The following is a 13195-nucleotide window of genomic DNA, read 5'->3' on the forward strand; positions in this document are numbered from 1 at the left end:
ATGTACGCGATGGATCACCAGCTCCGCGCCGACGTGCTGCAGCGTCTGGAGGGCGACCTCGGCCTGCGCCATATCAGGGGCACGGACTATATGCGCAAGGGCACCTGCCCGGCGTGCCACAAGGCTGAGCTCTTCACCAGCTACAGCACGCCCTGGGTGGTCAAGTGCGGCCGAGAGTCGAAGTGCGGCCAGACCTGGCACGTCAAAGAGCTCTACAGCGACCTGTTCGAGGACTGGTCCGAGCGCTTCAAGCCCACCTGCGACGCCCCGGCCGCCAGCGCCGATGGTTACCTCCAGTTCGCCCGCGGCTTCGACCTGAGCCTGATCAAGGGCTGGTACAGCCAGGAGAACTATTGGGACCGCGCCCAGGGCATCGGTTCGGCCACCGTACGTTTCCCGTTGGCCAAGGGCGGCTATTGGGAACGGCTGATCGATCGCCCCGCGCGCTTCGGCAAACAAAAGGCGCGCTTCCAGCCCGGGGCCAGCTACCGCGGCGTCTGGTGGAGCCCACCGAGCCTGGATCTGCAGACGGCCCAGGAGCTGTGGATCGTCGAGGGCATCTTCGACGCCATCGCCCTGACCCATCACGGCATCGCTGCCGTCTCGGCCATGAGCAGCAACGCCTTCCCTGAGCAGTCACTCAAGGACCTGGCCAGCGCGCGACAGGGCAAGCTGCCGAAACTGGTCTGGGCCCTGGACAACGAACCCGGCGCCCACCGCTACACCCGCCGCTGGGCGCGCCAGGCCCGTGAGCTGGGCTTCAAGTGCGAGGCCGCGCAGATCCCGCAACCAGGCACCCGCAAGGTCGACTGGAACGACCTGCACCAGCGCTGGGCCTTCGAGCAGGACCAGGCGAAGCGCGAGGAACGCCGCGACCAGGACCTCAAGGAGGCCCGCTACCACGGCGCCCTGCTGCTGGCCGACACCGCCGCGGAGAAGGCGGTGCTGATGTACGAATGGCGTGAGCGCCACGAATTCCACTTCACCTTCGAGAGCCGCCTCTACTGGTTCAAGCTCGACCTGGACAAGTACAACAAGGCCCTCACCCACATCGAGGAGTCCGAGCGCGACGAAGACCGCGAGCTGACCACCAAGCAGCAACGCGACAAGGCCATGCGCCTGGCCGGCAACGTGGTAGAGATCGCCAACTGCGCGCCCCAGGCGCTGTACTTCCAGCGCAACGAGGTCACCGACGAGTCCTGGTACTACTTCCGCGTCGAGTTTCCCCACGACGGCGCGCCGGTGAAGAACACCTTCACCGGCGCCCAGGTCGCCGCCGCCAGCGAGTTCAAGAAGCGCCTGCTCAGCATGGCCGCCGGCGCCGTCTTCACTGGCAGCGGCACCCAGCTGGACAAGATCATGAAGGACCAGCTCTTCGGCCTGAAAACCGTGGAGACCATGGACTATGTCGGCTACAGCCGCGAGCACGGCTGCTATGTCTTCGGCGACCTAGCAGTGCGCGAGGGCCAACTGCACCAGGTCAACGACGAGGACTACTTCGACTTCGGCAAGCTGCGCCTCAAGACCCTGCAGAAGACCATCGGCCTCAAGCCCAACCCCGCCGCCGGCGACTACCGCAGCGACTGGCTGCCGCTGCTCTGGACCTGCTTCGGCGCCAACGGCCTGACCGCCCTCACCTTTTGGTTCGGCTCGCTGTTCGCCGAGCAGATCCGCGCGCGCTATCAGTCCTTCCCCTTCCTTGAAGCCACCGGCGAGGCCGGCGCCGGCAAGACCACGCTGCTGACCTTCCTCTGGAAGTTGTTCGGCCGGGCCGGCTACGAAGGCTTCGACCCGTCCAAGTCATCCACCGCCGGCCGCAGCCGCGCCATGGGTCAGGTCGCCGGCATGCCCATCGTCCTGATCGAGGGCGATCGCAATGACCCGGAGAAGGCCCACGCCAAGAGCTTCGACTGGGACGAACTGAAGGATTTCTTCGGCGGCGGCACCCTGCGCACCCGCGGCATGAAGACGGCGGGCAACGAGACCTACGAGCCGCCCTTCCGCGGCACCATAGCCATCAGCCAGAACGCCCCGGTCAGCGCCTCCGAGGCCATCCTCACCCGGATCGTGAAGTTGCACTTCACCCGCCCGGTGCTGACCGACGTGAGCCGCGCCGCGGCCGACACCCTGAGCCGCATGGACGGCGAGGCCCTGAGCCACTTCCTGCTGCTGGCCACTCGCAAGGAATCCGAGGTGCTGGCCCGCTTCCACGAGCTCTTCCCGCAGTACGAAGCCAAGCTCCGCCGCCTAGGCGAAACCTGCTTCTGCTGCGGCATCCGCCTGACCGGCGACAGCCATCGCTGCAGCAGCTGCCAGAGCGACCTGGTCGGCCACCTGCGCATCGAGCGGATCGTGAAGAACCACGCCATGTTCCTTGCCCTGCTCGATTGCCTGGCCCTGGTGGTCGCTATCCCCGAGGACATGGTCCGCCAGACCCAGCGCACCATGGTCCGCATCGCCCTGGAACGCCAGGCGGCCATCAGTGCGGATAACCCTGTCGTGACCGAGTTCTGGCAGGTCTACGACTACCTCGAATCCATGAGCAGCGACCCCGTCGTCAATCACAGCGATGACGACCGCGCGATCGCTATCAACCTCAACGAATTCATCGAGCGCGCCGCTGAGCACCGCCAGCGCCTGGCCGACCTGAGCACCCTGCGCGAGCTGCTCAAGGACAGCCGCCAATTTCGCTACCTGGACAACAAGGTCATCACCAGCCGGATCCGTAAGAACCAGCGGCGCGCCAACCCCTTGGACACCCGCCCGGACAAGGTCCGCTGCTGGGTCTTCGCCAACCCGGCAGGCCCAGCATGACCGTCATCGACTTCCCACCCCGCGCGGGCCACGACGCGGAAACAAAAAAGCCCGAGAGAGCGGCAACTCCCCCGGGCCCTACCACCAACCCCTGGAGAACCATTATGCAAATGATCCAGAGCAGCAGTACTCACCAGCCTATCACGGCCCACCCCACTCTGGTCCGCCGGTGCCGGGCCACCGCCCTGCTCGGCGAGGCGCTGATCCGCTACCAAGTCAGCAACACTTTGGGCGATCGCATCCACCTCCTCGCCCTGGCCAGCATGGCCAACGCCCTCGGCGCCCTGACTCAGCAGGACGCCGACGTCATCAACGCCACCTTGGCCAAGCCGGCCCAGCAGCACATGGGAAAGGAAGAATGACCATGAACAACCTCAACCTGATCAGCAACGCCTTCCAGTTCGCAGAGCGCGACGTTCGTACCGCCATCGGCGCCGATGGCGAGGTCTGGTTCTGCGCCAAGGATGTATACGAGGTACTTGGCATCGTCTGGAAAGGCGCGTCCGGCAGCCTGAAAAATACCCCCGAAAAGTGGCAAGGGGTCTGCTACTGCCAGACCCCTGGTGGGGGGCAGGAGGTCATTTTCATCTCAGAACCCGCTATCTATCAGACCGCTTTCGCCTCTCGTAAACCGGAGGCACAGGCGTTCGCCGAGTGGGTCTGCGGTGAGGTATTGCCATCCATCCGCAAGCAAGGCTTCTTCGGCACCGTCCCCGGCCCGCAACGCGCCGCCTACTCCCGGCAGATCGCGAAGCTCACCCAGCAGTTGGTGGGCACCAAGGACGCCTTCGCCCGCCAGCTCTTCATCGGCGAGCTGCGAGACCTCTGCAACCTGGTAGGCAGACCGATGCCGGACCTAGCCCTACTGGGCAAGGACCACCAACAACTGCCGTTGGGGGTGTGACCCTTGAACACCCTCTTCCTGCTCATGGCCCAGTATCAGGGCGCTGCGGTGGTGCCGCTGGAGCGCGTCTGCACCGACTACTTCAGCCACCTGACGCCGACAAAGCTCCGCAGCAAGATTGTCGCTGGTGTCATCGACCTGCCGCTGGTTAGGATCGAGAACAGCCAGAAAGCCGCCCAGGGCGTGCACCTGACGGACCTGGCTCGTTACCTGGACGTGCAGCGTGAGCGGGCTGTCCGCGAGAACGACAAGCTGCACAACCGGGCACGCTAGCCCAGGACGCGCGCGCCGAGCACCACCGGCGCCGCGATGATCCTCTCCAACCAGGGCCATCCCGCATAGGGATCGCCCTGGCCTTTCAGGTGCGTATAGCGCCGCATCGAATTCCAGTCGCGATGGCCCGAGACGCTGGCCACGCGAGGAATGTCCCAGTCCATCTCGAACAGCCGGCTGACCCCATCGTGCCGCAGGTCGTGGAAGCGCAGATCCTGCAGGCCGAGAAATTGGCAGGCCTTGGTGAAAGACGCCGAGATCGAGTCACCGTTGTAAGGGAAGATCTCCTCGCACTCACGCGGCATCGACTGCAGGATGGCCCAGGCTTCGTCTGGGAGGTGGCACCAGACGTGGTTGCCGATCTTCTGCCCCGGGTTCTTCATGTCGCGCACCAGCACCGCCTGCCGGCGCTCGTCCACGTCGTCCCATCGAATCCGGGTGATTTCTTCCTGGCGGCGGGTGGAGAAGATGGCGAAGGCGATTACCTTGGGCATGTTGATCGACGCCGGCCGACGCCGCTGCATCTCGAAGAAGTACTCCAACAGCAGGTCCAGCTCCTGGGGCTCGGGCCGGCGATCGCGCTCCTTGCTCTTACTGATCATGCCCATTTTCTTGAGCACCCGCCGGGCATCGGCCATGGCATGCGGATCGATCTCATAGCCCCACGCCGGCCGCGCGATCGACAGAACAGCTGCCAGGTGCGAAAGGTCGTTGCCCACCGTCTGCGCCTGTACCCCACCGCCTTCGGAGCCCATGCGCCACTGGCCATATTCCACCAGCCGCTGGCTGGTGAGTTCGCGGTCCTCGAGGTCACCGAGCCACGTCTCGCCAATGGCCTTCAACGTGGCCTCTTTGGTCCGGCCGAGCGTGGTACCGAACTGCTCCACGTAGCGGCCGATCATCTGTTGAACAGTCGATCCCTTCCGCTTTGCACGCTCCAAGGCACCTGGCTGGGCGAGTTCAGTTTCTCGCTTTTTCAGCCACGCCTGCGCGGTCTGCTTCCGGTCGAAAGTCTGGCTTTCCTGATAGACTCGAACTCCATCCCGCATGATGCGGACTTGGGCCGTATAGCCTGTGCTGCCATCCTTCCGGCGGCGTGACGTTATCGTCCCCATTTCGATTTGCTACATGACCGTTTGCGATTGCTACATTGTAGCAACGCACCTCCAAAAACCGTCTGAAATGTAGCAAAACGAGCCTAGAACAGACGTACCGAGATGCTTGCCGAAACCGCCTCAAACCCAGCAACCACGCGCCCTGAGCCGTCCCGCCGCTTTTCCGTGGCGCCGATGATGGACTGGACGGACCGTCACTGCCGTTATTTCCATCGCCTGCTGTCCCAGCACGCCCTGCTCTATACCGAAATGGTCACTACCGGTGCCTTGCTGCATGGCGATGCCCAGCGGTTTCTGCGCCATGACGAGACCGAGCATCCCCTGGCGCTGCAGCTGGGTGGCAGCATGCCGGCTGAATTAGCCACCGCAGCGCGGCTGGGCGAGCAGGCGGGTTATGACGAGATCAACCTGAACGTTGGCTGCCCTAGTGATCGCGTGCAGAACAACATGATCGGCGCCTGCCTGATGGCCTATCCCGAGCGAGTGGCCGAAAGCGTCAAGGCGATGCGCGATGCCGTGGCCATTCCGGTGACGGTCAAGCACCGCATCGGCATCTCCGGGCGAGACAGCTACGAGGCCCTGCGGGACTTCGTCGGCCAGGTCGCGGAAGCCGGTTGCCGCAGCTTTACCGTGCATGCGCGCATCGCCATCCTGGAGGGCCTGTCGCCCAAGCAGAATCGCGAGATTCCGCCGCTGCGCTACGACGTGGCCGCGCAGCTGGTGCAGGATTTTCCGGATCTCGAGTTCATTCTCAATGGCGGCATCAAGACCCTGGATACCTGCCGGGAGCAGCTGGAGATCTTCGATGGGGTGATGCTGGGTCGCGAGGCCTATCAGAACCCCTATCTGTTGGCCGAAGTGGATGCGGCGCTCTACGGCTGCGACCGTCCGCAACTCACCCGTCATGAAGTGATGCTGCAACTGCGGCCCTATGTCGAGGCGCACCTGCAACAGGGGGGCGTCATTCATCACGTCACTCGCCACGTCCTGGGTCTGGCGCAGGGGTTTCCCGGTGCGCGGCGCTTCCGCCAATTGCTGTCCACCGACCTGCATCGCAGCCCTGAACCGCTGCGCCTGTATGACGAGGCCACTGAACTTCTCAGAGGTCACTGAGTCACGTCTCCACGATGTCCATTCGCTAACCGAAGGAAAGACCTGCCATGAGCAAGCTGGAACAACTCAAGCAATACACCACGGTCGTCGCCGATACCGGCGATCTGGACGCCATCGCCCGTCTCAAGCCCTACGACGCCACGACCAACCCCTCGCTGCTGCTCAAGGCCGCCGCCCTGCCCCGCTATGAAGAACACTTGCAGGCTGCCTTCAGTGGCGCGAACGGCGACATCGGCCTGGCCTGCGATCGCTTCGCCGTGGCGGTAGGTGGCGAGATCCTCAAGCTGATCCCCGGGCGCATCTCCACCGAGGTGGACGCACGCCTTTCGTTCGACACCGGCGCCACCCTGGACCGTGCCCATCGTCTGATCGAGCTGTACGAGAAGGCCGGCATCGGCAAGGACCGCGTACTGATCAAGATCGCCTCCACCTGGGAAGGCATCCGCGCCGCCGAGCAACTGGAGAAGGAAGGCATCCAGACCAACCTGACCCTGCTGTTCTCCTTCGCCCAGGCTGCGGCCTGCGCCGACGCCGGCGTGTTCCTGATCTCGCCCTTCGTCGGTCGCATCTACGACTGGTACAAGAAGGCCGAAGGCCGTGACTACGAAGGCGCCGAAGACCCGGGCGTGAAGTCCGTGACCCGCATCTACCAATACTACAAGGCCAATGGCTACGACACCGTGGTGATGGGTGCCAGCTTCCGCAACCTGAACCAGATCGAGCAGCTGGCCGGTTGTGACCGCCTGACCATCAGCCCCGAACTGCTGCAGCAGCTGTCGGACGCCCAAGGCGACCTGCCCCGCGTGCTGACCGCCGACACCAGTGGTGGTGAGCCCAAGCAGCAGCTGAACGAACCTGCCTTCCGCTGGGCACACAACGAAGACGCCATGGCCACCGAAAAGCTGGCCGAAGGCATTCGCCAGTTCGCGCGGGATCAGGAAAAGCTGGAAGTGCTGCTGCCCGGCAAGCGCTAAGAGCCGACGCGGTCAGTGCCTTTCGAGGGCACTGACCAGATCGCGAAAGGCATTGCGATTGGATTCATTGAGGCCCATCAACACCCGATGGGCTTCAAGCACACGACTGCGCACCTCGGCTTCTGACTGATCCTGCGGTGGCAGGTCGGTCAGGCAGTCCGGGCAAGGCACCACGGTTTCGACGATATTGAACACCTGATCGAAGCCCATGGAATCCAGCAGCCGCAGGATGTCCGGGTTGTTCGTGGTCAGCATGGGCAATAGCCCGATGCGCTGCCGCGACAGGATCGACAGCTTGGCCAGCAGGCCCAGGGTGGTGCTGTCGATGCTCTGCGTCTCCGTCAGGTCGATGACGATGGACGAGAAATTCAACGACGAGAAGATGTGCTCGATGGTCGCGTCCAACGCCGAGCAGAGGGTCAGACGCACCTCGCCGGTAAACTTCAGGACGAAGGTACCGTCCTGCTCGGCAAATTGGATTTTTCCGGTGCTCATGCCAGGTTCCTGCTCAACACCAGCAAAGCGATATCGTCAGGCATCTCGGTAACGGATGCCAGATCCAGGGCTTCGCTAAGGCCTGCCAGTGTACCGCCAGCACGGCGGACGTAGTCGGGCAAGCTGTGTTCTTTCTCTTTCAAATTGTCTCCCGGCAGCAGATCGAAGATGCCATCCGAAAAGAGGGTCAGGCTGAAACGCTCGGGCAAGGCCATCTGGTGGTCATTGTAGGTGGCCTCCTGGAACAGGCCGACCGGCAGCCCCTTGCCCATCAGGAAGCGGGTTTCTTCCGGCGTGTGCAGGACAGGCAAAGGCAGATGGCCACCGATGCTGTACGCCAGGGTACCCGTGGTTTCGTCGATGACGCCACCCAGCATGGTCACGTGCTTGCCCAATTTGCAATCCAGTAGACCCCTGTTGATGTGACCGAGCACATCCGACGGCTTGAATTCGGGCAGCGTGCCGTTGCGCTTGGACTCATAGAGCAGGCGCGTGGTCATGAACTTGAGCAACACGGTCACGAAGGCCGACGAGGCGCCATGACCGGAGACGTCGGCCAGGTAGAAAGCGACCCGGTGTTCGTCGATGCGAAAGTAGTCGACGAAATCGCCGGACAGATAGAGCGAGGGGATGATTTCGTGGGCGAAGTTCAGCCCCTCGGTCTCCCAAGGCGTCACTGGCAGCATGTTCATCTGCACGTGGCGTCCGGCGTTCTGGTCTTCCTGCAACAGGCTCAGGCTGGCCTGCAGCTCGCGATTGGTGTTTTCCAGCTTGACTCGATAGCGATCGTTTTCCAGTCGCAGGCGCGCACGGTCCAGGGCGCGATTGACCGAGTGTTCGAGCACCATCAGGTCTTCGAGCGGCTTGATCAGGTAATCGGCCGCGCCCAGCCGCAGGGCTTCCACGACGTCGCTCATGACGCCGGCGCCGGACAGCACCAGCACGGGCGTATCGATGGACAGCTCACTGATGCGGCGCAGCAGCGTCAGCCCGTCGACCTGCGGCATGCGCAGGTCGCAGATGATGAGGTCAGGCTGTTCGCGCTCGAACATCTCTAGGCCCTGCTGACCATTGCTGGCCTGCAGGACATTGAAGCCACTGTCTTCGAGATAGTCGGCGAGACTGAGGCGAACCACCTCGTCATCGTCAATGATCAAGAGCGTGGCAGGCGAATTAGACATAGAGGATCCAGGCATGCACCCGAACGGCAAACCGGCGGACACGATCCGACACGGGCCACGGTGATTACGACACGGCGGAGACACTACTCCCATCCACCGGGGCGTTCAAGCTTGCCAACCGGATGGAATTTCTTTACAGGGTGCCGTTCATGAGTTTATACCTCCAGCACACCGCCATCCATCCTCCCAAGCAGTAGGATTGCCATGAGTACCATTGACCGTTCTTACAGTGAAAAGCGCGATTTCATTCGCATGCACATCAACTCCAAGGCCGTACTGAAGGTAGGCGATGCCTCCTTCGAGGCGCGCTGCGTCGATTTGTCCAGCACCGGTTTCCAGATCGAGGCCGCCACCAGCCTGCAGGTCGGTGACAAGGTGACTGTCCTGATCCCCTCCAGCCATGCCGAACTCCCCGGACTGGAAGCGGATGCTGAGGTCCTGCGCATCCAGGCTAGCGATTCGGGCAAGCAGCTGCTTGGCCTGTCCGTGCTCGACATGCGCTAGGCGCAAAGACCATAAAAAAGGCAGCCCACGGGCTGCCTTTTTTTATGGTCCGGGACTAGAAGTCGTCGACCACGTGACCATCCTTGACCTTGAATTCGCGGGTCTGCAGATAGGCGTTGCGAATGAACACGTACTTGTCGCCAGTGATCAGGCGCTCGGCCTGCAGCAGACCGGCACGGGTATCGACGGTGCTGAGGGCGAAGGCGCTGTTACGCACGGCCACATCATCGACATAGGGATAGGCACTGGTGTAGCTGTCCGGTACCCGGGCCAGGCCATCACGTACGCTGCTGGGGCCAAAGAACGGCAGGACCAGGTAAGGGCCGCTACCGGCGCCCCACTTGCCCAAGGTCTGGCCGAAGTCCTCGTCGTTGCGCTGCAGGCCGGCCTTGGTCGCCACGTCTACCAGACCGAGACCACCCAGGGTGGTATTCATCAGCAGGCGCGCCGTATCGACCCCGGCATGCTCGACCTTGCCCTGCAGCAGGTCGTTGGCCAGGTTGCGCACGTCACCCAGGTTGTTGAAGAAGTTGCTCACACCGGTCTGCACGAAGCCGGGAGTGAAGCGCTGATAGCCCTGGGCGACCGGCTTGAGGGCATAGGTGTCCAGGGTATCGTTGAACACGAAGATCTTGCGGTTGAAACCTTCCCAGGGATCGGGATTCTCGGTTTCAGCCGCCATCGCCTGACCGGCAAACGTCAAGGCCGTTACAAGGAGCGCTCCCCAGACCCTGGAACCACGTCGCTCGATCATCATCGCTTCTCTCCTCGTTACACTCAGACGCCTGAAAGGCGCCGATTATAGTCATAGCTTTGCCACTTTGGCTTAGGGCCAGGCGCTGTCACTCGATCTTTGACCCGCCGTTGCGGTCAAAGAATCCGAACACAGGAGAAACGCCCCATGACCACCTCTCATCTGCAGGAACAGCTCGACCACCTCCGCCACCAGCTGGACCAGGATCCGCCCGCCTCGCCCGAGGATCGGGAAGAACTGGAACTGCTGATCCGGGACATCGAATTCCAGCTGGCTAACGAAGATGCCACCCATACCCGGGATGGCAGTCTGGTAGAAGGCGTCAATCTGGCCGTGGAGCGTTTCGAGGTCAGTCACCCCACCATGGCCGGCACGCTGCGCTCGATCATGAACAGCCTGAGCAGCATGGGCATCTGATCACTGCCGTACGTAGCGCTCGGCGGCGGGCTGGATGGCGTCACTGCTTCGGTAGGGATTGATATCCAGCCCACCGCGCCGCACATAGCGGGCGAACACGGTCAGCTTCACCGGCTTCAGTAGCCGCCACAGATCCAGGTAGATGCGCTCGACGCACTGTTCGTGAAAGTCCGCATGCTGGCGGAAGGCGACCAGGTAGCGCAGCAAGCTGGCCGGGTCCAGCGCCAGCCCCTCTGCGTACTCCACCACTACGGTGCCCCAGTCAGGCTGTCCGGTAACCGGGCAATTCGACTTGAGCAGATGGCTGTAGAACCTCTGACTATCGCGCGCTTCACCCACGCTCAGCAGTTCCGCCTGCGGGTGGGCGTAGCGATCCACGCTGACATCCAGATCATCGACGCACTGGCCGTCCGGGCGCTGCACACCCCGGGTCGTCCAGGCATCCAGCGATACCAGACTGACACCCACAGCACCGCCGGCTGCTGCGCTCAGGTCCCTGACCAGTACGGCTTCCAGTTCGGCCATGCTGGCGAACACCGACTGGTTCAGGGAGTTGAGGTACAGCTTGAACGACTTGGATTCAATGATGTTCGGCGAATTGGCCGGAATGGCGAATTCGCCGATGGCCACTACTGGCTTGCCGGAAGGTAGCAGCCAGGACAGCTCGTAACAGGTCCAGACATCCACACCGCGAAACGGCAGGCTCCCCCCGTCCAGGCCCAGCTCCGCCCACTTGGGCGCGCGCGGAATCGGATAGAGCAGCGTCGGCGCGTACTGGCTGACGTACTCGGTGCTTTTGCCCAGGGGCGATTGTTCTACGCTATGCATGACGCTCAAACACTCAGTGACGCATGCCGCGCCCGCTCACGAGCAGACGGATGCTGACCAGATAAAGCACGACTACGGCGAACAGCATGAAGGCGATCGCCACCCCGATGCGGATATCGGACACCCCGAGGATGCCGTAGCGGAAGGCGTTGACCATGTGCAGGATCGGATTGACCAGCGACACCTTCTGCCAGAAGGCCGGCAACAGGTCGATGGAGTAGAACACCCCACCCAGATAGGTCAGGGGCGTCAGCACGAAGGTCGGCACGATGGAGATGTCGTCGAAGTTGCGCGCGTAGACGGCGTTGATGAAGCCGCCCAGGGCAAAGATCGCCGCGGTAAGGACGATCACCAGCAGCATGATGCCCAGGTGGTGCACCTGCATGTTGGTGAAGAACAGCGACAGCAGGCTGACGATGGCCGCCACGGCAAGGCCGCGCAGGATGCCGCCCATGGCATAGCCGATGAGGATCACGTGCGGCGACACCGGCGAGACCAGCAGTTCTTCCACGGAGCGCTGGAACTTGCTGCTGAAGAAGCTGGAGACCACGTTGCTGTAGGCGTTGGTGATTACCGACATCATGATCAGGCCCGGCACGATGTACTGCATGTAGGTGAAGCCACCCATGCCACCAATGCGGTTGCCGATCAGGTTCCCGAAGATCACGAAGTACAGGACCATGGTGATCGCCGGGGGCAGCAGCGTCTGCGCCCAGATGCGGGTGAAACGGCGCACTTCGCGATGGACGATGGTCCGCAGCGCCACCATGTTGGCTTGGAATTCGGTACTCATCGGGCAACCTTGGCTAGATTCTTTTCCACCAGGGAGACAAATAGCTCCTCCAGGCGGTTGGCTTTGTTTCTCAGGCTCTGGACCTGGATGCCGGCAGCGTCCAGCTGACGGAACAGGGCATTGACCCCGCTGGCCTTGTCGATCTGCACCTCGAAGGAGTGATCGCCCAACAGCTTGGCCGGATAGCCTTCCAGCTGCGGCGCCACCGTCAGCGGCTGGACCACGTCGACGATGAAGGTCTCGACGTTGAGCTTCTGCAGGAGCTTGCGCATGCTGGTGTGCTCGACCAGCTCGCCATGGTCGATGATGGCAATGTTGCGACAGAGGTGCTCGGCTTCTTCGAGGTAGTGAGTGGTGAGGATGATGCTGGTCCCCTGCCTGTTCAGCTCGGTGAGGAAACTCCACATGGAGCGGCGCAGCTCGATGTCGACTCCGGCGGTAGGCTCGTCGAGGATCAACAGACGTGGTTTGTGGATCAGGGCGCGAGCGATCATCAGGCGACGCTTCATACCGCCGGAGAGCATGCGCGAGGGCGTATCGCGCTTGTCCCACAGTCCGAGCTGGGTGAGGTACTCCTCGGCGCGTTCACCGGCGATCCGCGCGGGAATGCCATAGTAACCGGCCTGGGTGACGACGATGTCGAAGGCCTTCTCGAACTGGTTGAAGTTGAATTCCTGGGGCACCACGCCCAGGCAGCGCTTGAGGCCTGCGGGATCCTTGTCCAGGTCGTTGCCGAACACGGACACCTCACCACCCGACTTGTTGACCAGGGTCGAGAGGATGCCGATGGTGGTCGACTTGCCCGCCCCGTTCGGACCGAGCAGCGCGAAGAAATCACCTTCGACCACATCCAGGTCGATTCCCTTGAGGGCGGTGAAGCCGTTGTTGTAGGTCTTGGTCAGACCACGAATGGAGAGAGCTAGACTCATGTGCCTCCCGGCAAGAACTGATTCGCAAAGAAAAGTGCTACTTCCTATAACCCCGGCGAAGGGCAAAGGTTCGATCCTAGTCGAACCAGACAACGTCGGAC

15 protein-coding genes are annotated in these 13195 nt (G+C 62.6%); 8 read left to right on the plus strand and 7 right to left on the minus strand.

All coding sequences use genetic code 11. The features are described 5' to 3' along the window. From PJ259_RS04485 to PJ259_RS04500, 4 genes are all read left to right on the plus strand, one after another. Positions 1-2814, plus strand: coding sequence for a toprim domain-containing protein (locus PJ259_RS04485; protein WP_271654893.1), 2814 nt, complete (start codon positions 1-3; stop codon positions 2812-2814). Positions 2815-2918: 104 nt separating this feature from the next. Next, positions 2919-3176: a hypothetical protein gene (locus tag PJ259_RS04490; RefSeq protein WP_271654894.1), complete on the plus strand. Its 258-nt coding sequence runs from the start codon at positions 2919-2921 to the stop codon at positions 3174-3176. Between the two features lie 2 nt (positions 3177-3178). Next, the gene (locus tag PJ259_RS04495; protein ID WP_271654895.1) at positions 3179-3718 is read left to right on the plus strand and encodes a BRO-N domain-containing protein; all 540 of its coding nucleotides are present in this window, start codon (positions 3179-3181) and stop codon (positions 3716-3718) included. A 3-nt stretch (positions 3719-3721) separates the two neighbouring features. Further along, the gene (locus PJ259_RS04500) at positions 3722-3991 is read left to right on the plus strand and encodes a pyocin activator PrtN family protein (RefSeq protein WP_271654896.1); all 270 of its coding nucleotides are present in this window, start codon (positions 3722-3724) and stop codon (positions 3989-3991) included. Here the strand turns inward: PJ259_RS04500 and PJ259_RS04505 are convergent. Then, positions 3988-5106 carry a site-specific integrase gene (locus PJ259_RS04505; protein ID WP_271654897.1) on the minus strand — a complete coding sequence of 373 codons (1119 nt, stop codon included), beginning with the start codon at positions 5104-5106 and terminating at the stop codon, positions 3988-3990. The genes PJ259_RS04500 and PJ259_RS04505 overlap by 4 nt on opposite strands. 102 nt (positions 5107-5208) lie before the next feature. Here PJ259_RS04505 and dusA point away from each other — a divergent pair, with 102 nt between their 5' ends. After that, on the plus strand, positions 5209-6219 hold the full coding sequence (gene dusA, locus PJ259_RS04510; protein ID WP_271654898.1) for a tRNA dihydrouridine(20/20a) synthase DusA: 1011 nt from the start codon (positions 5209-5211) through the stop codon (positions 6217-6219). A gap of 47 nt (positions 6220-6266) precedes the next feature. Further along, positions 6267-7193: a transaldolase gene (tal, locus tag PJ259_RS04515; RefSeq protein ID WP_271654899.1), complete on the plus strand. Its 927-nt coding sequence runs from the start codon at positions 6267-6269 to the stop codon at positions 7191-7193. A gap of 12 nt (positions 7194-7205) precedes the next feature. On the opposite strand, the gene rssC is transcribed toward tal, so the two are convergent. Both rssC and rssB read right to left on the minus strand, forming a co-directional pair. Then, positions 7206-7688: an anti-sigma factor antagonist RssC gene (rssC, locus tag PJ259_RS04520; protein WP_059314913.1), complete on the minus strand. Its 483-nt coding sequence runs from the start codon at positions 7686-7688 to the stop codon at positions 7206-7208. Continuing rightward, entirely contained in the window at positions 7685-8869 is a 1185-nt protein-coding gene (rssB, locus tag PJ259_RS04525; protein ID WP_271654900.1) for a two-component system response regulator RssB, read from the minus strand. The genes rssC and rssB overlap by 4 nt, the downstream gene beginning before the upstream one ends. Before the next feature lie 204 nt (positions 8870-9073). Between rssB and PJ259_RS04530 the strand changes: the two genes are divergently transcribed. Then, positions 9074-9373 (plus strand): PilZ domain-containing protein, encoded by a 300-nt coding sequence (locus PJ259_RS04530; protein ID WP_271654901.1) that lies wholly within the window; start codon positions 9074-9076, stop codon positions 9371-9373. Positions 9374-9428: 55 nt separating this feature from the next. Here the strand turns inward: PJ259_RS04530 and PJ259_RS04535 are convergent, their stop codons facing one another. After that, positions 9429-10055 carry an MlaA family lipoprotein gene (locus PJ259_RS04535; RefSeq protein WP_271654902.1) on the minus strand — a complete coding sequence of 209 codons (627 nt, stop codon included), beginning with the start codon at positions 10053-10055 and terminating at the stop codon, positions 9429-9431. 219 nt (positions 10056-10274) lie between these two features. On the opposite strand from PJ259_RS04535, the gene PJ259_RS04540 reads away from it, so the two are divergent. Then, positions 10275-10544 (plus strand): DUF4404 family protein, encoded by a 270-nt coding sequence (locus PJ259_RS04540; RefSeq protein WP_007158392.1) that lies wholly within the window; start codon positions 10275-10277, stop codon positions 10542-10544. Here PJ259_RS04540 and queF read toward each other — a convergent pair whose 3' ends face one another. The 3 genes from queF to PJ259_RS04555 are packed head-to-tail and all read right to left on the minus strand — an operon-like array spanning position 10545 to position 13094. Next, entirely contained in the window at positions 10545-11372 is an 828-nt protein-coding gene (queF, locus tag PJ259_RS04545) for an NADPH-dependent 7-cyano-7-deazaguanine reductase QueF (protein WP_271654903.1), read from the minus strand. It lies immediately after the preceding gene. A 13-nt stretch (positions 11373-11385) separates the two neighbouring features. After that, a complete protein-coding gene (locus tag PJ259_RS04550) occupies positions 11386-12165 on the minus strand; it encodes an ABC transporter permease (RefSeq protein WP_017640581.1) in 780 nt (259 codons plus the stop codon). Further along, positions 12162-13094, minus strand: a complete 933-nt coding sequence (locus PJ259_RS04555) for an ABC transporter ATP-binding protein (protein ID WP_059314918.1) — start codon at positions 13092-13094, stop codon at positions 12162-12164. Before PJ259_RS04555 ends, PJ259_RS04550 begins: the two co-directional genes overlap by 4 nt. Positions 13095-13195 lie beyond the last annotated feature (101 nt).

Origin of the sequence: Pseudomonas sp. JBR1, assembly GCF_028198185.1 — a bacterium.
Classification (GTDB): Bacteria; Pseudomonadota; Gammaproteobacteria; order Pseudomonadales; family Pseudomonadaceae; genus Chryseomonas; species Chryseomonas oryzihabitans_E.